Source organism: Pseudoalteromonas sp. US3C1013, assembly GCF_048401115.1.
In the GTDB taxonomy this organism is placed as follows: Bacteria; Pseudomonadota; Gammaproteobacteria; order Enterobacterales; family Alteromonadaceae; genus Pseudoalteromonas; species Pseudoalteromonas undina.
This window is the reverse complement of the sequence record NZ_CP183075.1, coordinates 1,503,592-1,524,866: the sequence shown is the minus strand read 5'-3', so window position 1 is coordinate 1,524,866 and position 21,275 is coordinate 1,503,592. Positions and strand designations below refer to the sequence as shown.

17 protein-coding genes are annotated in these 21,275 nt (G+C 40.6%); 9 read left to right on the top strand and 8 right to left on the bottom strand.

What is annotated here, in order from left to right:
• Window positions 1–24 precede the first annotated feature (24 nt).
• On the bottom strand, window positions 25–612 hold the full coding sequence (rrtA, locus tag ACNSN2_RS07075) for a rhombosortase (protein ID WP_418608904.1): 588 nt from the start codon (window positions 610–612) through the stop codon (window positions 25–27).
• Between the two features lie 95 nt (window positions 613–707).
• On the opposite strand from rrtA, the gene ggt reads away from it, so the two are divergent.
• The 3 genes from ggt (at window position 708) to ACNSN2_RS07060 (ending at window position 5,356) form a co-directional block, all read left to right on the top strand.
• Window positions 708–2,486, top strand: a complete 1,779-nt coding sequence (ggt, locus tag ACNSN2_RS07070; protein WP_418608903.1) for a gamma-glutamyltransferase — start codon at window positions 708–710, stop codon at window positions 2,484–2,486.
• Window positions 2,487–2,843: 357 nt separating this feature from the next.
• Entirely contained in the window at window positions 2,844–4,538 is a 1,695-nt protein-coding gene (locus ACNSN2_RS07065) for an NAD-dependent malic enzyme (RefSeq protein WP_010389997.1), read from the top strand.
• 107 nt (window positions 4,539–4,645) lie between these two features.
• The gene (locus ACNSN2_RS07060) at window positions 4,646–5,356 is read left to right on the top strand and encodes an SIMPL domain-containing protein (protein WP_010389996.1); all 711 of its coding nucleotides are present in this window, start codon (window positions 4,646–4,648) and stop codon (window positions 5,354–5,356) included.
• Here the strand turns inward: ACNSN2_RS07060 and ACNSN2_RS07055 are convergent.
• Window positions 5,353–6,714, bottom strand: a complete 1,362-nt coding sequence (locus ACNSN2_RS07055; RefSeq protein ID WP_418608901.1) for a DUF2254 domain-containing protein — start codon at window positions 6,712–6,714, stop codon at window positions 5,353–5,355. The genes ACNSN2_RS07060 and ACNSN2_RS07055 overlap by 4 nt on opposite strands.
• 122 nt (window positions 6,715–6,836) lie before the next feature.
• On the opposite strand from ACNSN2_RS07055, the gene ACNSN2_RS07050 reads away from it, so the two are divergent.
• The 6 genes from ACNSN2_RS07050 (at window position 6,837) to ACNSN2_RS07025 (ending at window position 10,999) form a co-directional block, all read left to right on the top strand.
• A complete protein-coding gene (locus tag ACNSN2_RS07050) occupies window positions 6,837–7,205 on the top strand; it encodes an MAPEG family protein (protein WP_054200934.1) in 369 nt (122 codons plus the stop codon).
• Window positions 7,206–7,211: 6 nt separating this feature from the next.
• Window positions 7,212–8,108 carry a hypothetical protein gene (locus ACNSN2_RS07045; protein WP_418608898.1) on the top strand — a complete coding sequence of 299 codons (897 nt, stop codon included), beginning with the start codon at window positions 7,212–7,214 and terminating at the stop codon, window positions 8,106–8,108.
• Between the two features lie 6 nt (window positions 8,109–8,114).
• Window positions 8,115–8,753, top strand: a complete 639-nt coding sequence (locus tag ACNSN2_RS07040) for a sulfotransferase (RefSeq protein ID WP_138569647.1) — start codon at window positions 8,115–8,117, stop codon at window positions 8,751–8,753.
• 68 nt (window positions 8,754–8,821) lie between these two features.
• Entirely contained in the window at window positions 8,822–9,394 is a 573-nt protein-coding gene (locus ACNSN2_RS07035; protein ID WP_008114635.1) for a tRNA-(ms[2]io[6]A)-hydroxylase, read from the top strand.
• A gap of 183 nt (window positions 9,395–9,577) precedes the next feature.
• Entirely contained in the window at window positions 9,578–10,546 is a 969-nt protein-coding gene (locus tag ACNSN2_RS07030; protein ID WP_138569646.1) for an ATP-dependent 6-phosphofructokinase, read from the top strand.
• A gap of 27 nt (window positions 10,547–10,573) precedes the next feature.
• Entirely contained in the window at window positions 10,574–10,999 is a 426-nt protein-coding gene (locus tag ACNSN2_RS07025; RefSeq protein WP_418608895.1) for a DUF1090 domain-containing protein, read from the top strand.
• Between the two features lie 393 nt (window positions 11,000–11,392).
• On the opposite strand, the gene ACNSN2_RS07020 is transcribed toward ACNSN2_RS07025, so the two are convergent.
• Genes ACNSN2_RS07020 through ACNSN2_RS06995 form a run of 6 tightly spaced genes read right to left on the bottom strand, consistent with a single transcriptional unit; the run spans window position 11,393 to window position 21,219 of the window.
• On the bottom strand, window positions 11,393–12,856 hold the full coding sequence (locus ACNSN2_RS07020; RefSeq protein ID WP_418608894.1) for a hypothetical protein: 1,464 nt from the start codon (window positions 12,854–12,856) through the stop codon (window positions 11,393–11,395).
• A 3-nt stretch (window positions 12,857–12,859) separates the two neighbouring features.
• The gene (locus ACNSN2_RS07015) at window positions 12,860–13,357 is read right to left on the bottom strand and encodes a hypothetical protein (RefSeq protein WP_418608892.1); all 498 of its coding nucleotides are present in this window, start codon (window positions 13,355–13,357) and stop codon (window positions 12,860–12,862) included.
• A gap of 25 nt (window positions 13,358–13,382) precedes the next feature.
• The gene (locus ACNSN2_RS07010; RefSeq protein ID WP_418608890.1) at window positions 13,383–19,637 is read right to left on the bottom strand and encodes a phage tail protein; all 6,255 of its coding nucleotides are present in this window, start codon (window positions 19,635–19,637) and stop codon (window positions 13,383–13,385) included.
• Window positions 19,630–20,040 (bottom strand): DUF6950 family protein, encoded by a 411-nt coding sequence (locus tag ACNSN2_RS07005; RefSeq protein ID WP_368484783.1) that lies wholly within the window; start codon window positions 20,038–20,040, stop codon window positions 19,630–19,632. Before ACNSN2_RS07005 ends, ACNSN2_RS07010 begins: the two co-directional genes overlap by 8 nt.
• Window positions 20,024–20,614: a hypothetical protein gene (locus tag ACNSN2_RS07000; RefSeq protein WP_418608888.1), complete on the bottom strand. Its 591-nt coding sequence runs from the start codon at window positions 20,612–20,614 to the stop codon at window positions 20,024–20,026. Before ACNSN2_RS07000 ends, ACNSN2_RS07005 begins: the two co-directional genes overlap by 17 nt.
• Entirely contained in the window at window positions 20,614–21,219 is a 606-nt protein-coding gene (locus tag ACNSN2_RS06995) for a hypothetical protein (RefSeq protein WP_368484782.1), read from the bottom strand. Before ACNSN2_RS06995 ends, ACNSN2_RS07000 begins: the two co-directional genes overlap by 1 nt.
• Window positions 21,220–21,275 lie beyond the last annotated feature (56 nt).

Genomic DNA, 21,275 nt, shown 5'->3' with positions numbered 1-21,275 from the left:
AAAACGCCACAATGTGGCGTTTTTTTATTCTTTATTTTTGCTGATGAATTTAATAATTAAAGGAACGCCCAACAATGCGCCGCCAATCGCGCCAATTAAATGTGCATCAACAGCCACCGTTGAGTTGATCAATGCGCCTATATCAGCACTAGGGCCATTTATTTGTTCAGCGATTAGCTTTACCCACACACCAATAAACAACACATAACCCGATTTAAGTCCAACAGTGGCATCTTTTATGGCTCCCCAAATGATCACGCCATGCAAAACTGCACTAAGCCCTGTGTAAATTGTAATTGCGGGACAAAACCAAAAAACACCTAAGCCACACCACATTGCCAATGTGGCAATATTAAAACTATATCTGCTTAGGGATGTGTACTCACCATGCAATAACCAAATAAGCGCTATACCAGCGCAATTTAGCCCTAAGTGCGCCCAGTTGGCATGTACAAATTGGCTGGTAAATAAACGCCACACTTGGCCTTGTTCAATCAGTTGGCGATTAAATTCAAGTTCGTCGTTCATACCCAGCCATGCTAAGAGCGAACTTAATACAATTAAACATAAGGGAGGGAAAACATAGCGCGGCTGAAGAGGTAAATTAAGCATTTAGCGATCATTTTTATATTTATTTTTGCATATTGTGCCTGTTTAACTTTAAGATGCCAATTATCTTCCATGCAATTTAAGTTTATTAAGTGATTATGAATTTTAAGCTCAACTGTTTATTCGCACTGACCCTAAGTGCCTTGTCTTTTCCTTTGTTTGCACAAAACGCTAGCACAATTGAAACACGTGAACCTGAAGCGGCCACAGGTGTTGTACATAAGAAATTAGTGGCTGGCGATAAGTACATGGTAGCCGCCGCTAATCCGTATGCTTCACAAGCAGGTAAAGCCATATTAGCGCAAGGCGGCAGTGCGGTTGATGCCGCTATTGCCACCCAATTAGTACTTACATTAGTTGAGCCGCAATCATCAGGTATTGGCGGTGGTACCTTTATGATGTATTACAACAAAGCTAATAATAAACTCACCAGCTTTGATGGCCGTGAAACCGCGCCGAGTAATGCCGATGAAAACCTGTTTTTAAATAAACACGGCAACGCAGTAAAATGGATTGAAGCGGTTGTAGGTGGACGCTCTGTAGGCGTACCCGGTATTTTACATGCATTTGCCAGCGCCCATAAACAGTACGGTTCCTTACCTTGGGCTAGCTTATTTAAACCTGCGATTAAACTTGCTGAACAAGGGTTTGAAGTATCGCCTCGGTTACATGGTTTACTGGTTAGACAATTAAACCCAGGCGTAATGAGTATGCCGGTGATTAATGAGTATTTTTTTCCTAATGGCAAAGTAATTGAAGTCGGCAGTATTAAAAAAAATCAGCCATTAGCTAATTTATATAAAGACATTGCTTCAAAAGGGATAGATGCGTTTTACAAAGGCGATAATGCCAAAGCTATGGTAAAAGCAGTACAGCAGTCAAAAATTGCGCCTGGTAAATTATCTGAGCAAGATCTTGCTAATTACAGCAGTAAAGAGCGTGCACCCGTTTGTATAAAATACCGAGTTTATAATGTTTGCTCTATGGCGCCGCCTAGTAGTGGCGGTATCTCAGTACTACAAATTTTAGGCTTGCTTGAACACAAAAACATGGCAAATATTAAAGCCAACAGCGCCGAGGCAATTCATTACTTTAGCCAAGCCTCACGTATTGCCTTTGCCGATCGTAATAAATACATTGGCGACCCTGACTTTACCCAAGTACCTACCCAAGAATTATTAAATAAAGACTATATTGCCACCCGCGCAAAACTAATCACTGAAAAAGATCAAAAAGCACAGCCAGGCAATCCAGTGGATTACTTAAGCTATGCAAACGATGATTCTTTTGAGCTGCCGTCTACCTCACACGTATCGATTGTTGATAGCAACGGCAACGCCGTATCAATGACCAGCTCTATTGAAATGGCGTTTGGCTCAACAGTGATGGTAAATGGTTATATTTTAAATAATCAGTTGACTGATTTTTCACTTTCGCCACGTAAAAATGGCAAATTAGTGGCCAATAGGGTCGAAGCGCATAAACGCCCGCGTAGCTCAATGTCACCGGTGATGGTATTTAACCAAGATGGCAGCTTACGTTTAGTGGTGGGCTCTCCTGGTGGGAGTCGTATTATTGATTATGTAGCGCAAGTGGTTATTGGCGTTTTAGATTGGGATTTAAACGCCCAACAAGCCATTAATCTACCGCGTACTACTAATCGTAATGATTATACTAGCCTTGAAAAAGGCACTGAGCTTGAAGCGCTTGTACCTAAGCTTAAAAAGCGCGGCCATGACGTACGTGTCATTGACTTAAACTCAGGGCTGCATGCGGTAGAAGTTAAAAACAACCGCTTGTATGGCGCCGCCGATCCGCGCAGAGAAGGGATGGCGTTATCTGATTTAAGTAATAATAAAGCCTCATTTAAATTTTAAACCATGTATAATAAACAGCAGGTTTGCTGCCTGCTGTTTTAAATGTAACAGATTAATAGTTAATAACTATTTGGTTGAAAATAGCATGTTAACTAACGTAAAAAAATTAGCAAACCTAAACATAATTGGCACTGTTGTAACCATTAAACAAAGCACGCACATTATTTAATGCGCGTTTAACGTTTTAAACCCACATCAGGCAGCTAACATATTCACCAAATATGAGTGGCTTTATACTAAAGTAGCGCTTGTATTTGTACATTTTCAATGGTCTGACAAGCTTAAATGTCATTGCAATTTAGCCTTTAACAATGATAATGGCAGATCATTATTTAAGATTCAGTAAAGCTTGGAAATATGACTACAAATACCGATCCAAATTATCTTTATATTCCTTATTCTGGCCCAGGCCTAATTGAAACCCCATTATTGAATAAAGGAAGTGCATTTAGCCAAAAAGAGCGTGAAAACTTTAATCTTGCTGGTTTACTTCCACCTCGTTACGAAACAATAGAAGAGCAAGTTGAGCGTTGTTACCAACAGTACTCAAGTTTTAATGACAACTTAAATAAGCACATTTATTTACGTGCTATTCAAGACAATAACGAAACGCTTTACTACCGTTTGGTACGCGATCATATTGAAGAAATGATGCCTATTATTTACACCCCAACGGTGGGTGATGCCTGTGAGAAGTTTTCTGATATTTATCGCAGTGCACGTGGTTTGTTTATTTCTTATGAAGATCGCTTTCAAATTGACGATATTTTACGTAATGCCACTAAAGGTAAAGTTAAAGTTATCGTGGTTACCGATGGCGAACGTATTTTAGGCTTGGGCGACCAAGGTATTGGCGGTATGGGTATCCCAATCGGTAAGCTTTCTTTGTACACCGCCTGTGGTGGTATTAGCCCAGCGTACACATTACCGGTTATGCTTGATGTAGGTACCAATAACGAAAAACTATTAAACGACCCAATGTACATGGGTGCTCGACATAAGCGTATTGCGCAAGATGAGTACGATGAGTTTTTAGATTTATTCATTAAAGCGGTTAAGCGTCGTTGGCCAAGCGTGTTACTGCAATTTGAAGACTTTGCACAACCAAATGCTATGCCATTATTAAAGCGTTACCGTAATGAAATTTGTAGCTTTAATGATGACATTCAAGGTACTGCATCGGTTACTGTGGGGTCTTTATTAGCAGCTTGTCGTGTTAAAGGCGCTAAACTATCGACTCAAAAAGTTGTGTTTGTAGGCGCAGGATCTGCAGGCTGTGGTATTGCTGAACAAATTGTTAGCACTATGGTGGCCGAAGGTATCAGCGAAGCACAAGCTCGCAGCCAAGTATTTATGGTTGACCGTTTTGGTTTATTAACTGATGGCATGGAAGGCTTACGCGACTTCCAACAAATGTTAGCGCAACCAACGAGCTGCCTAGCCGATTGGACTTACAGCGGCGAATACGCGTCATTATTAGATGTAATGCACTGTGCAGAACCAGATATTTTAATTGGTGTATCAGGTCAACCGGGCTTATTCACTGAGCAAGTTATTCGCGCTATGCACGCAAACTGTGAAGCACCTATTATTTTCCCGTTAAGTAATCCATCTAAACAAGTAGAAGCTTACCCAGAAGATGTTATTAAATGGACTGATGGTAAAGCGATTGTAGCTACAGGTAGCCCATTTGAGCCTGTTGTTTATAACGGCGTTACTTACCCAATTCCTCAATGTAATAACAGCTACATTTTCCCAGGTATTGGCTTAGGTGTAATTGCTGCTAAAGCAACGCGTATTACCGATGCGATGCTAATAATGTCGAGTGAAATGTTGGCAGAGTCATCACCATTAGCTAATACGGGCAAAGGTAGCTTATTACCTGCGCTAACAGAAATTGAAACACTAAGTAAACGTATTGCATTTGCAGTCGCTAAAAAAGCAATTGAAGAGGGCGTTGCTCTTGAAATTTCAGATGATGCTCTGTGGGCAGCCATCGACAGAAACTACTGGTTACCGAAGTATCGTAACTACAAGCGTTGCAGCATTTAATGCTTCATTACTAAAAAACAGGCTTTTGCCTGTTTTTTTATGCTTGTTCATCTGCAATTAACCACATAAGGTGTTAACTAAGGCAATCAATTTAAAAGGATAGACCTATGAAAACACTTTCGATTTTAACGGCTGCTTTGCTAAGCACGTCAGCCTATGCAACTAATGCCCCTGAAGAGCCTCATATCTATGTAAAAGGTGAAGCATCGGTAACGACTATGCCAGATCATGTTTTATTAACAGTGGGTATTACGGAAATAGATAAAAACTTAATTGCCGCAAAAAAACAAACTGATACTACGATGGCCAGTGCAATTAGTTTAGTAAAAAAACTAGGCGTAGCTGATGCAGATATTAATGCTGGTCAAATCTCAATCTATCGTGATAATCAATATAATCGCGAAACAGGTAAGCAAGAGTTTACCGGGTTTAAAGTATCCAGAACGCTTACAATTAAACTCTCTGCGATTAATAAATACCCTGAGCTTTTACAAAGTTTAGTTAATAACGGTATTAATGAAATTAGACAGACGCAGTTTTTAGCGAGCAACTATGATGAGCTGCACAAAAAAGCACAAAAATTAGCTATTAAACAAGCTAAAGCAGCGGCAAAAGAGTTAACTGATGATTTTGATGTTGAATTGAAAGGCTTATATAGTGCGTCTTTAAGTCCGCTTGATATGCCATCAGTACCTTACATGCGCAGTGAAAAAGTAATGATGGCTGATGGTGCACCGAGTAACTATGTACCCGATGCATATCATGCTGGTGAAATTACAATAAGCGCATCAAGTTACGCAATTTATTATATTGATTAAGCGCTTATAGGTGGGTGGCGCTCAAATCGTGCCACCAACTGCTTTCCTTGTGACTCACTAATACGCACAATGGCATACAGCATATTACTAATCTCTTGACGATCGTATTCGTTAACTATGTGCTGATTAATATCATCAACAATGGCATTTAAATAATTAAACACACTGTTTCGTGCATCCACATTCTTATTAGCAATAAATAAAATATTTTTAAATGCTTCAATAACGTTAGTCATTACATAGGCATCGGCTTTTGCATAATTGCGTAAAGGGGTGAAGTTATCATGAAGTAGTTCATCAAAACTGGTTTCATGAAAGTACAACAATGGTTGCTCATCTTTTTCATAGCATGAATAATTTATTGCATTAATCTTTAGTCGTTCTATTAATAATATACTCAACATATCAATAGATTTAACGGCAGTACCCGGATCGTTTATTCCTGGGCTCATAGCTTTTACGGCAATTTCTGATATTTGTGTTAACCCATAGCGGTAATGGTCGCTAATGTATTCTTCTATATAAAAAATAAAGCAATCTAAAATTTTCTCAATCAACTCTTCGTTCTCAGATATGTCCTTATTACACTTTAAAAACGGGTAACCTTTAACTGTAAAATAACCTTGCTTAACCGTAATAAACAGCTCAATATTTTCATCTGCTAGTAGGGCACATAATTTATTAGAATGAACCCCTTTGTAGTAACCCTCGGTTGTACTGTTTATTGAATGCCAGCTTGAAAACTCGGGAAAGTTATCAACGGGGTTTTCGTCTTGCATGTTGATAATGTCTTGAATTTCTTTTTTTGTTTGCCTAAACAAGCCATTTAATACGTTATCTACTTGTATTGCTTTTGAAATAGAATGAATAAAAAATACAAATAACCCTAAAGATATTAACCCAAAAACAAGCGCAAACAACACGCCAAGAGCAGGAATAGCGGTATTACCATTATCGAGTTTGTTGATATTTATCAGCATTATTATTGAATAAATAATACTACCCAAATAAAAACCTAAAACCATTTGGTGTGATTTACGGGTAATGAGCCCAGGAACAACTCGAGGTGATAAGCTAGCACTGGCTGAATTTAATACCACCATCACCATAGAAAAGCTAAATACGGTTAACGAAATAATGCTGCCAGCGAGGGTGCTTAAAATGGTACGTGCGTTTTCTGCGCTATCAACTAATATAAATGAAATTAGTGATTTAAGTTTCTCAATAGGGGCTAAGTACTCGACTGACATCGTCAGCACAGCAAAAAATAAAAAAGCAACAGATAATAAAGAGGGATAAAACCCAATACTGTTAATTATTTCGCGGTAGCTATTGGTTATTTTTGTTCTTAAATACATATTATCCTTACTTATTACGATACCAATCTATAAATCACTCTAGCATATTTGATACTAAAGTAAGTGATTTTACAGCTTAAGTTATGTGTTATTATTGCTTAAAAATTTAATGGAAAAATACTGTGATTATATCGAGTTATGCGGCTTTACTGGCACTATATTATATTTACCTGAGTATTAATGTTGTAAAAATACGCAAGGCTGAAGGCATTTCACTTGGTAATGGGAGTCATCCTGAGCTTGAACGTGCAACTCGAGCTCATGGGAATTTTATTGAGTATGTACCAATTAGCCTAATTTTACTGTTCTTATTAGAGTATCAAGGCTTAGCAAGTCATTATATGCATGCACTTGGCGGTTTGCTATTTATAAGCCGTGCACTTCATGGCTCAGCTATTAGAACTAACAATTTGAAAGCACGTGTATTAAGTATGATGATGACATTTGCTATTCTTTTTGTAAGTTCCTTAATTTTATTGTTAAGTCGATAAATAAAGATGCGATTCGCTATTGTTTTTATAAGCTTATGTTTTGCCACTTCGTTGGTGTCATTTGTAAGGGCAATAGAAAATGACAATAGCAATCAAAGTATTGATGGTTTAAATTATGTTTATCCTAAAACGATGCGGGTTGGTGAAGATGAAATTCTTTATCCGTTGGTTTTATTGAGAACGGCCTTACAATACAGCGGCGCAAAATATACATTAAAAGCATCGAGTATTTCTATGCCTCAAAGCCGCTCATTAAAACAAATTATACATAATGATGAAGTCAACGTTGCATGGACCATGACTTCACAGCAGCGAGAAAAAGAGCTATTGCCCGTAAGAGTGCCTATTTTTAAAGGTTTATACGGGTGGCGTTTACTTGTCACGACACAGAATAAACAAAAACAATTATCAAGCTTAAAAAAAATTGATGACTTTAAAGGTATCCACTTTATTCAAGGTCACGACTGGCCAGATACTCAAGTTTTATTAGATAGTGGATTAACGGTATCAACATCAATTGAATACAGCTCATTATTTAATATGTTAATAAAAGGCAGAGGAGATGTATTTCCTCGATCGTTGCTTGAGGTTGAAACGGAGCTAAATACCTTTAAAGGTGATGCAAAACTTACAACTCTTCCTCAGTTAATACTGCAATACCCAAGTGCAATTTACTTCTTTTTTAGTAAAGATACGCCCGAGTTGGCCTATGCAGTTGAAAATGGCTTAGCGGTCATGCGTAAAAATGGCGAGTTTGACCGCTTATTTAATGCGTATCATCGCAGTGCCATTGAGCACGCAGATATTAAAAACAAGATTATTATTAGATTAGAAAACAAAAACTTACCCTTATTAACACCACTTGATAATACTTCACTTTGGTTTTCAGAAAAAGACATGTAAAACCCCATGGAACAAAAAATATTTATTATTGGCTTACCGCGAACCGGTACCACCAGTGTATGTAATGCATTTTTACATTTTGGTATACCAACTGCTCATACTGCATACACTACCGCCTGTTTTGATAATGCGGTCGCAATTGCAGACACCCCCATATTTAACGATTTTAAAGTATTAGATAAATACTATCCTGGCGCAAAATTTATATATTTAGAGCGAGAGCTTACTGCATGGATACCATCAATAAGACAGCTTTTACAGCGAATGCACACTAATTTAACCCGTGCAGATGGTGGCTTTAACATTCATTTAAAGCGCTGTTATTTAAATACATTTAAAGACTTTTCACTAGAGAATATAAATAACGACCAGTATTTAACTGATTGTTATAACGTACACATTAATAATGCTAAGGCTTATTTTAGTAATCGAGAACAAGATTTTTTAGCGATAGATATAGCTAAACCTAACAGTTTTAGTCAGCTTTGTGATTTTTTAAGTATTACCTCTGAGTTAAATGGCTTTGAAAAAATGAATATGGGGGGTAAGGTCACCGCGTGGAATGATATAAAACATCCATTAAAAATTGAATCGACAGCGAAAGGGCGGATAGATAAATTTTTACCTTATGAGAGACAAATTTAAACCGCGAGCAAAGATTTTTATTTTTAAATACGCTAAAATCCACGCATTATTTTATAAGTTGTATCCATATGTTTGAATTAAAATACCACACGCCATTTGAATGGACCGAAGTTGTTTTAGCCGACTTTGAAACTTTTTTACAAGACCACGCTGCTGCTGAAAAAAAAGCATCGGGCATGGCTATGTCTATGCTTTCACATTACCCTGATAAGCGTAAATTAGTTAAAGCAATGACTGACTTAGCCTTAGAAGAGTTAATTCATTTCAAGCAAGTGCTGAAATTACTCATTGAGCGTGATACTAATTTAGGTGATGATAAAAAAGACCCTTACATTAAACAAATTCGCGCACACTTTAGGCATGGACGCGATGGATTTTTAATGGATAGGCTCCTCGTTGGCGGTGTAATTGAGGCGAGGGGACACGAACGTTTTTCTTTAGTTGCCGAAGCCTTACCAGAAGGAAAAGAAAAAGATTTTTATGTTGCGATAGCCAAGTCTGAAGAAAAACATAAAAACCTATTTGTTGAACTTGCTTACGAATACTTTGATAAACAAGAAGTTGATGATCGTTTAGAAGAGTTATTAATAATAGAAGCAGAAATTTGTAAAAATATACCATTTACTGCTGCTCTACATTAATACCTAACCACGGCATGTTGACATCAAGTTAGCATGCCAATATAAGTACTTCCCTCTATTGTTATGAAAAATATTGTTTAATAACGCATAACTAGATCAACTTAACTGCACTTAGTTAACACTGCCTAACAATAAACAGCTATTATCATTTTAATGTATAGCTTGCTTTAAGGACGTGAACCGATGCAACCAATTAATCATATTGCCGTGCTTACCTCTGGAGGTGATGCTCCAGGGATGAACACCGCTTTATTTGCCATCGTAAAAACCGCTCAACAACAAGGCATAAAAGTGTCAGGAGTTCGAAAAGGATATGAGGGTTTAATTGATAATGATTTAGTGACACTTGATTGCAAAAACCTGCAACAAAGTATGCACTTGGGCGGTACCGTTTTAAAAACCGCACGTAGTGAAAGGTTTAGAACTAAGACAGGCAGACAGCAAGCTTTAGCTACAATTGAACATAATAATATTGATGCATTAATTGTCATAGGTGGCGATGGCTCTTTTAGAGGCTGTTTATGGTTATCACACATAACCAATATCCCTTATATTGGCATTCCCGGCACCATAGATAACGATATTGCAGGCACAGACTACACCTTAGGATTTGATACGGCAGTAAACACATCAATGCAATGTATTGATAATATTAGAGATACAGCAGAATCTCATAATAGGGTGTTTGTTATTGAAGTTATGGGGCGTGATTCCGGATATATTGGCACTTATGCCGGTTTAACCTCTGGTGCCGATTCAGTATTGATCCCTGAAAATGACAAAGATATCGATGATTTATTGCTAAAGATTAGCGATTATCATAGCGAACACGCATTTATCGTTGTGGTGTCTGAGGGCGATGAAAATGGTGTTGAATACGTATGTGAAAAAATAACTGCCGTAAATCCAAGCATTGATTTACGTGTAACTAAGCTAGGGCACTTACAGCGCGGCGGAAACCCATCGGCTGCGGATCGTATGTTGGCCATTAGACTGGGTGTACAATGTGTTAAGGCTTTATGTGCTGGAGAAAGCGCTAAAATGGTGGGTATTTTAAATAACACAGTTTCAAATACTCCTATGCAAGATGTTGTAAAACAACATGTTATAAATGAAGAGCTGCAAGGGCTGTTATCTGTATTTTGCCGCTAACGACTAATTAAATAGGAATAATGAACAATGCGAGATAATAAAAATTATAAAATGATAATTATTAAAGGTATTACAATAAGTTTTTTATTAGCCGGTTCAACAGTCGTACTAGCCAAAGATGATTGTGCAGATTTAACGGGATGTGCGAAAAAAGCCTGTGAAGTTAACCTCGAGTTATTAGCTTCAAAACGCCAAGGTAATTCACACAAAGTTGCAGGTCTTAGTAAAGCACTTAATAACATAAACGCATATTGTACCAATGATGGATTAAAAGCAGAGTTACAACAAAAAATAGATGATACAAATTCAGAAATTGAAGAATATAAAATCGATCTTAAAAAAGCTAAGCGCCAAGGTAAGCATGACAAAGTTGAAAAGTATCAGCAAAAGCTAAACGACGAAACTAAACAGCTTAAGCAATTAATTGATGAGCTAAATAGTTTGGTTGATTAAAATGTCGTTACAGAGTTTTTATATTTTATAAAGTAGAGCATTTTATTGAATATAAATATTATGCGATAAAAGGGCTAAAATACGTGTTTATAAGTGACGTAATTGCCGATAGTGTAAGCCGCCGCAGGAATTTAGAAAAAAAAACGCTAGACTTTAGAATAAGTAAATTATGTTAAATAGGGGGTATTTTGCTCTGTTTAAGATGATAGTTGAGAGTTGAATGATGTTTAAGGGGATATTTAAATGGATTATAAAATAAAAAGGATTTAAATGATGTTTAAACCCCTTTTAAAATATAAAAGTTGGTTTTAGTTAAGGCGTAATTACTCGTAACAATCTTTACTAGACTTCACCTACTTTCAATAAATATGCAGTTGCCTTTTTTAAATTGCATTAAGCGAATTTCATTTCTATTACTGATAAATAGCTATATAAAGATCCATTTGCCAAAAAACCGGTTGCTGTTATTTTATTATCTACAGCAGGTACATTTAAAAACTCAGCGACACCACAAGGCCTTAGAACCCCATCTAAAAACTTAGTCTCACCATTACAAACCCATTCCCCAACTCTATCACTGCCCGTTGAGGATCTATTTCCAGCTAGTATCAAGCTGGCTAAATCTGGCAGCTGCTGGCTAAAGCTGCCAATCTCAAGATAAAAACCATCAACTTCATCTACACCAATCCATGCGCACTTTTTCAGAACCTCGTCATTTAAATAACTAGATGAAGAATCTCCAGCGTTACCGGTGCCTGAATTTATACCCCTAGAGCCATGAACAACAACATATAGATCGGTTAGAAGTTCTCCAGTATCAGCGTCAACTAAGTTAGCCCCAATATGCCTGTAAGGAGCGCTATTTAAACCAAGAGGCAAAGGTGTAATGTTTTGTATTCTTGGCCAGCTTTCGCTTGTGGATGATGATGGCTGAACAACAACCCTGCGGCCTGATAAGCTTTTTCTAGTATCATAACCCATAAAGCGTGCGATATTGGCTGCACTGTACTGTCTATAAAGCCTATCACCACTTATTTCTGCAAGATGAACTCCATCACGCGAACTAAATAAATAATTAGACAATCCACCGAGCTTTTCATAATCCTGAACGTAAACTCCATCGCTTATTGATTGTGGGGCAAACTCAGTAACTATGGGCGTTAAAAAGCTGTCATTCCATTGAGATATTTCATAAAGCTCCGCTTCAGGTGTTTTATTAAAGTTAGAATATAAAGGAGTCCAACCGGCACTATTAGCTTGATTTAGAATAGACTCTACATCTGCTTTTAAAGAATTTTTAACCTCTTGGGTTTCTGTAGAGAACGCTTGCGTCAGACTGTTTGTTGGGGATTGCCCAAAAAACAAAACATTCTCTAGGGATGAGTTGTTATTTACTGCTTGAGGCATTAACGTGGCTGCTTGGTAGGGGGCGCTAGAACCGCTTCTAGTTTCTGCTATTAGATTAATATATGGCAATCCATGCTCTTGAAGAATATTCTGCATATCCGTAAGCGCTTCGACTGAATTGAAAGCTCTATCTGATGTAGATGAACCTAGAAAAACAATGTTATCAAATGATAATGTTGAATCAGCCCCAGCCTCAATAACACCATACCCCCTCATCGCTTTAAATGGCTGCCCACTAGTGGTGAAGTTATCTGCTGAAAAAATTACACCCGCGCCGACAGTGCCCGCATTGCCTATATCTATTTCTACAACATTGCCATTTACAGGTTTAACACCTGAGAATAAAACATTACGCACACCCTGAGATATTGCGGTTTCTTCAATCTTTAGGTACATTGAGTCAAGCCCTTCAGGTACGTTTTTCATTGTAATTTTTACTTTATTAGTCATTATTTATCTCCAGGTGCTATCTGCATCAAACCAAGCAGCGTTATTGTTGGGTTGGGGCTCTGGCTGTGCCTCAAGGCGCGCCATTAGTTCATTAAAATCGCTTTCCATTTGCTTTAATGTTTTTATGGTTGTTTGCGTTTCATCAATATTTCTAAACGTGACCTCGCCTAGCTTTGTTTGCCAATCTTGCATAGCTTGGGTGTTGTCGTTGACTAAAATATTTGCTTTTTTTAGTGCATCAACCGTGGCTTTAAAATCTACGGTGGTGGGCACCACAATGGCTGGCTGGCTTATTTGGTCGCTGTGTTTCCAAACTTTTACCAGCTCAATAACATGGTTGCCGCTTACGTCTAAAAAAGTACGGTTTATTTCGGCCAGCGGGTAGTTAGCTATTTGAATAAAATCACCTTGGCTTACGCTTTCAGGGCTTTCATTGCTATTAACAGTAACGAGCTTTGAGCCGTTATTTATGCTTACTTGATTGGCTGTATAGGTTGCCATGGTTAATCCTCTTTAGTATTTGCGGCTATTCACTAGCCGCAATTGATAAATATTGGCCAACTCTAGTAGTTGATACAAAACCGCTAACAGCCCCACGAACGCGGTATTTAACATATCCAGCACTGCGGGTTTCTGTAGTTGTGAATGTGGTACTTGAACTGGTTGTTGCTATATATGGGCTGTTAGATGCACCTGGTTCCCCCTCAAAAAATCCGTTACTACACCCATAGTTACCCGTAATGCTTTTCTGCTGAATAACAACCCATGAAGAACCCGTCCATCTCTCTAAGTACACTGTGCCACTAACGGGTGACATAACAGGACTACTAGGACAATAAACGGAGGCAGGGGCTCCGTCACGGGGGCCATACACCGAACGCCTATGCGAATAACTAACAGCAAAATGAATTAACCCACCATTACTGGTGAATTCAATCTCTTGTGACGGTGTACTAATGAGTTGTGAAGTAGAGGCGCTGGTTTCTAGTGAACCGGCTATAAAGGTACCGCGAGTAAATGAATTACCTTGTACGTCTTTCCATTCTTTCGCGTTTTCTTTTGTTAATGCATTCAGGTTGGGTAGGCCATTTACTAAAATTTTAGGCCCATACCAATACCATAAATTATCGGGGCCAAACCCGTTCACAAACTCCACTTTTAAAAAGTTGGTGCCTATCATGTCAATGCGCGGCGATTCGATACGGGTACCCGCACGTAATACGTTACCGTCCAAGGTATCCTCAATTAAGGCGCTGCCATGGATGTGTAGCGCATAGGATTGCCACGTTGAACCCGTATAGCGTTTAGTAGTTTGTACTTTAGGATCGCTTGCCTTAAATATTGTTACAACATCACCCGTTACCGGCACACCATTAGGTACAACATTATTGGCGGTGGTGTTAGACCAACCACCCGTTGCGGTACCAATATCATAACGCCCTGCGCCTCGGGTGCCAGGGTCTGTGGTTGTAAGGGTGCCCAGTAAGCTAAATACTGAGGGCTCGCCGCCGTCCATTACTTCTAAACGTGGGCGCGCAAATTTAGCCGTGTGGCTTTGGTTCGTTACGTAATAACGATAAGCACGGTGAGTTTGCACATTACGATTAGCAATACTTTTAAAATCCGTACCGACCAATACCCGTTTACCCGTTGCTGGGTCATATACCCCTGACAAACCCGAGATAGTGCCACTGGTTTTTTTAGAGGAATGCAATACGCCAACAACTAAATACCACTTATTTAATTGTGGTAAATCACCCGACCAAAAATAAGGGTTGGTACTCGTAGCACCGGCTAAAGTTAAGCAATCGTCACAACCTAAATACAAGCTATTAGCAATGCCAATTTCTTGTTTCATCCATACTGAAAAGCGATAGGTTTTTTCATGGTTAATTGGAATATTATTCATATTCCAACCACCATCACCGCTATTATCGCCCGCTTGTGCATACCATATTGATTCGACGGTACCTAATGGGCCTGTATCAGCAATAATGGTATTTTCATCATTCGACCCATTTTGAATAAACGGCCCTTGTGAGCCACGGCGACCAATTACCCAGTAGTCAGAATGGTTAGCAAGGTTGATGCTGCCGGAGTCTTGACCATCTTGACCATCATCACCTTTTAGCATTTCACCCATAGTGATGTTGGTACATTTATCTCCCTTGGCAACAAAGGAGCAATCAAAGCGGTAAGACCCCGATGGTGTGACGGTTGAGACATAAAAAGTTAAACCGTTTTTACGGTACTCCACTTTGTTACCCACACGAACAACCGACATAACGTCTGCGTCGCTCATAGTGGTTTTCATACCTCTACTTACACCGCTTTCATAAACGAGTACATCGTTAGTTTCGTTTCGGTATATTGCAAAATCTATTGACGTAAATGTAGGGCTTGCTCCAGAATCCTTAGATAACCCCATCATGAGGCGGTTTGCCGTGTTTATCATGTTGCAAGAGACAAAACAATCTCCTGAATACAACTCTAAACCATAACCACCGGAATCCCACCCAAGCCCGCCGGTGCAAACTATCTCAGTAGGAGTTACAGCCACATTGGCTGTGGGTTTTAAAGTAAAAGCGCCAGAGCCATCCTGTGCTTTAATGTCCTCTACGCTATTAACGGTATAACCATCACCTAGCTCCATTCGGCCTTTAAATACCTGAACAGGGTTAGCAGGGTCGGTATTATCAATGTATGACGTGGGTACAAAGGTATTGCCCACCATCACGCCTTGGCGAATTACATCGCCCACCAAGTCTAAGTTACCCACTTGGCCATCGTTATAACCCACCACGCCGACGGCGCGACCATTGCTGTCTAACTGCCAGCCGCCACGGGCAACTAACTGGCCATCTACCGTTTTAAATACTTGGCGTAGCTGCTTAATGCTGGCGCTATTGGCGCCGTCACTTATTTGCATGTTGGCAATAAATTCAGCCAATGGCCCATTAACCCACGACCCACCATCAGCCACACACTGCACGGCATCGTTACTGCTAGTGATGTTACCTTGGGCATCTAAACAGTAACCTACTGCAGTACGGGTGTACTCTTTCGCTGTGGCAATGGCTTGTTCTTTTGCGTTAGCGGTATCAGTGTTAATTTTAGAGGTTAGGTTTTGCTGTAACGTTGCGTAAGCTTGGTTTTGGCTTGCAAAGGTTTCGGCCACTTCGTCAAAGCTTGATACCGTATCGGCAACAAAGGATTCAAACTCTTGATCGCGAATAGTGTTTGCTTGGTCAATAGTGGCAATGGCCGTAGTTACATCGCTAAAGCGGGCGGTTACATTGTCAAACGTTGCTTGGTAGCGTTCGTCGCGCGCTACAGTTGCTTGCTGTTCGTTTACAAAAGCTGTGTTTAATGCCTGTATTTGTGATTGGTTTTGGCCTAGCAGGGCACTTAGCTCTAGTGACTCTTGGGCAACGGCTTCAATGTCGGTGGCATTGGCTTTTAAGTTACGTTGTGCAACGGCTAACTTTACGCCTTGCTGTGCAAGTTCATTACCTTGAATGAGCTGGTTAGCGGCGGCAATCACATCATTTAAGTTTGCGTTTTTAAGCTCTAGCTCAAGCCCACGCACTTGCACTATGTTATCGCTGATAGTACCGCTAATGGCGTCTAAGTTTTGCTCAACGTTTGAAAACTTAGCATCTACGCTGCCCTCGGCGGCATTAAACGCGGTAATTTGCGTTTTAATATATGCCTCAGCCCCATTTATAAACTGCTGCGCTGCGTTTGCTTTTTCAAGGGTGTCATTATCGGTTAGCTGTTGAAGTGTCGCGCTTACTTGATACGTACTGTTAAATGTGTCGAGTATTTGGTTTACATTTGACTCTGTTTGATAACCAAATTCATCAACCCATTTAGTTGTTGCATACTGCGCCATTACCCCCGTGGCGGCGTCTATGTCGTTTTCTAGCATGGTGGCGCGGGCAGTTATATCATTGAGCGCTAAATCGTTTACACCACGTTTGCCTATTTCAATAAAATCAACATCAACATGGCCTAAGTCAAATTTTAAGCCCGCAACTTCACCGGTGTACGCATCTTCGGTGCTTAGGTCGATGTTTCGTGTTTCCCAGTTTTCTGTTTCTGGCTCTAGCACGTTTACTAATAGCTGTGATTCGCCTAGGTAAATATTACCTAACCACGGTGTATTAGCGTGCTTTCTAAAGCGAATGCGTAGCATGGGGTTTTCATCAGCAATAAAGCTGATGGCAGGCGTGTAAGCCGTGGTATTAAGTGTTACATAGCCAAGTGCGCTGTAGGTTACATCGCCAGCAAAGCCCTCAGTTGAGGTGTTGAAGTGCCAGCTATACGCGGGGGTTAATGCTTCAATGGCACCGGCTATTTCGGTGCGCATTTCTGTAAATGTGGCGCGCTGGTTTATTTTTCCTGCTTGTACTTCAAGCTCCCCCTCGGCTTGTGCTAAACGGGTATCGCTTTGTGTTATGCGGTTAGCTTGCAGGGCTATACTGGTGTTTACGCCGTCAATTAATAAGTTAGCTTCGTTAAATGCTTCATCGGTGTATGAAAACGCACGGTTAACGATTAAACCGTTTTCAGGGTCAAAGTATGCCACGGCATCAATTAAGCGCTCGCTGCCTAACTGGCGGCGTTCATATTCTTGGCGCCAGTTGGTGTAATTTGCTGATAAATCGAGTACGCCTTTTTCAATGTCTTGTCGATGGCGCTTTTCAAGGTTTAAATCACTAACGGTTTGTTCAAGTACATCGGGCAGATTGTTTTCAGTGCCAGGCCGCAAGCGATCAACTTGCTGATTCATATCCTCAATTAAAGTTTGTGCATCGGGGCTTAGCTGGGTTAATTCAACATTATTAATGTACTTGGTTAAATCAACGGTGGTCGTAGTGGCTGTTACATTAACCCAGTCACTTGCGCCCAGGTGATTAACACTGCGTACTCTAAATTTATATTCAGTTTCACTTTTTAAACCAATACGGTTATAAATCTGTGCCAACACACGTTCGCCGCTTTGCGGTTGTTCAGCTGTCCCCAAAAACTCCCATTCAAACGCGGTGCCAATGCCTGCTGCGGCAATATTAGCGGTTAATGTAATTTGGTTATAATCAACTGTTACATACACAGTCGGCAAGGTAGGGGTCAGCACACTAAATTGCACAGCAACAAGCTGTGAGCGCTGGCCAAATATGTTTTTAGCGCTAATGCGCGCGGTGTATTCTCCCAGCTGCAAATTAGGGATTGTTACTTGGGTGTATGTTACCGATGTTTTAAATACCGACTCGTTAGCAGCAGTATTAATAAACTCAACATCGTATTCATTCACTGCAAGCGGAGTAGGGTGATTCCACTTTATAATACCGTTAGCATCACCATCCACTGTTACCCGTACATCAAAAACAGGCTGTGGTTTGCCCACTAAATAGTCACTGTTTGGTGTTAAATCCTGCGCACCAGGTATTATGTTATCAGCCCATAAATCGGGGCCGTCTTCAACACACATTAAGGTCACGCCACCATCTAATCTAAAGCGGCGCTCTGTTACACGGTAAACCTTATTATTAATCGATTCGCCAGGTAAGTTTAAGTACACAGTACGGCCAACAGCTGCAGCCAAGCCTTTGTGTTTGAGGGGTAACTCTATTTCGCCTAAACGTGTTTGTTCTAAATGTATTGTCGCCAGGCGTTGTGCTGTAGTACTACTGCGCACAAAGGGGAGTGATATAGACTTTTCTAATATTTGATTATCAATAGCCTGATACCCCGCAGACACAACAGGCGGCGCGTCAGTACGGTCGTAGTTTTGTTCGGGGTCTGTAAACGTAGCACGCACAACATTAGCGCGCTCTCGTAAATCAGCATGCCATTTAATTTTAATATTACCGTGAACATCATCAGCATTTATGGTGTAGGTCGGTTCGCCATACCAGGCGCCAACACGTACATACCACTGGCCCATTTGCCTAAATATTTTACCCGCAAAACACGCTTCTAGCTGACCTAACACTTCAAGTGGCTTTGAGCTAAATGTAAAGCTACCATTGGTTGTGTAGCGCGGCTCGGTGGTAACAACGCCCTCAACGTCGGTAAATTCGGCATCTTCATCACACACGTTAATGGCAGCAATCCACCACTGTAACGGTAAACGTTCAAAAGGAACCTCATGGGCTCCATAAAAACGCACATAGTGCAGGGCGCACAGTACGGCGTTTTGGCTCCAAAGCCAGGTACCTTCATCGTCAGGGTTTTGGGCTGTATCTCGTGGGTCCCATACACGGGTACCCCGTATTAAAAAGCCCATATCGTTTATGCCATCTTCAAACACTTCACGATTATTTTCCATTTCAATAAAAACATAGCTTTGGCCAAAGCCAACATGTTTACTCGTCCATCCCGCCATTTTAGCCACCGCTTTTGCGTTAGCTGTGGTTTGGCGGCCATCGCTTAAAGAGTAATCCCAACTTTCTCGTGGGTAATCAGTGAGCTTTTTATCAGCAATGTAAATTTCTTCAAGGGCATCAATAGGGGCGCCATTAATCAATACAATTAACTGCATCCATTTTTTACCGCCTTTTTCAACTTCCGCTTGGTGGGCAATAACACCGCCAACGCGGTCACGACCAAATGTAATACGGCGGGGTTGGTCTATGCCTTTTTGTAAGCCTTGGCCAAGCGTGGCTAAATCTTTTTCAGGCACATCAGGCGATAGTGAGTCCCAAAGCGCACCCAGCCCTGTTACTTCAAATATGCTGTCTACAACATTTACAACCGTATCAACTACCTTAGACATTTCGCGGCTCCAATGGGTAAACCGCTTTTACTGTGTCCATTGGTAACGTCACTAAGCCATTTTCGCCAACACATACCACCGCATTAACGGTTACAATCCCGCCTACATATTCGTCTTTAAACTCAACTAAAGCCAAGTCACCACGTCGAGCATAGTTAATAGGTATAGCGGGGTTTAAACGGTCTTTAAACACGCTTTCAACATCGTTTAAACCACGTTTAAACAGTTGTTTAAATGCACCACTTTTAGTGCGGTATTTACCCCTAAAATCATCAGCCACATCGTTACCGGTTGCAAATAGCACCCAATCGGCTACCAATAAGCAGCAATCGTTTTTACCCCATTTAAAGGGTTCACAGTTGCGGCGGTTTATAAAAGCAGCAAGTTTAGCGCTGGCGTTCATAGCGGTTGCCTCCTATGTATTTACCAGGTTGTGTATCAGGAAGGTTTTGTTTGTTGGTCGTGGCTTGCTCACTAAAAAACACATCGCCCGGGTAAAGGGCTTTTTGGGTCGCATCATTCCAACGCTGGTGTAGCCGTGCGTCTTTCCAGCGCTCACTTTCACCTGCAACACTAAGCTGCACTTGCGATACATCGCCGCGCTCTACATCACATGCCACAATGTAGCCGCTTTCAAGTAACTGGCTTTGGCTAACACGGTAATGTTCATCAACAGTAACAAGGTAAATCTCGCAGCCCTGGCTTATCGGGTCGTTCTCGGCCACTTCGGCTAAAATTGCTTGGTCTTGAGTGTGTAGGGTTAAACGTATGCGGGCGCTGTCGTTGTTATCATTAGCGGGTATTTCACTCACAGTGCCAAGCATACCCACGCCGTGCCAAGTTAAGTTAGCAAAGCGTCGCTCGCCTACACCTGTGTGCAGCAATACATCGCCACTTTTAAGCGCGAGTCGCACAAAAAAACGAGCACGGCCACTGGTCGCCAAATCCGCAAGTAACCCTGAGTTTAAGCTCTCCATTAAAACGCCTCACGCCCTTTAATTTTCCAGCTGGTAACTATGCCGTTTTTATACTGCGCACTAGCAAGCCCTTGCTTATTATCAGCAAGTCGAAACAACCCAGCTGGTTGCTTAAATGTAATAAGGGTATTTTCTGCAGGTATTTTTCGTACAGGAGACTCAAAAATAGCCGTCGCTTGGCCAACTGAGTCACTTACCAGGTCAGCCGTTAATATTTTAAGTTCAGTGTTTTGGCCAACGCCAACTTGCATACGTTCGCCGGCAACCAGTAAGGTTTGGTTAGCGGGTAGCGCATATAAATTTAAAATATTACCGTCTTGGTTTGCACCACGCACATAGCCCGTAAAGTCTTTATCTAGCTGCTCACGGCGGTAATCGATTAACGTAAACGTGCCCACTTGCCCGCGTAGGCTGGCAATAAAGCCATCAAGGGCGAGGGCATCGCGCTCTGGCACATTGGCAAGTTCAATTTCAAATTCCCAGTAAGCACCTTCAAGGTCATAAACCTCAGTGGCGTTATTGGCTTTGTTTAAATGAGTTTGGCTATTGGGCACTAACGTAAAGTTAGAAATCTTAGGCCGTTTGGGTAAGGGGAGTGGTTGCATCGTTACCAAGTTTCATAATAAAACACTGGTAACGAGTATAAAATTTAAGGGGTAAG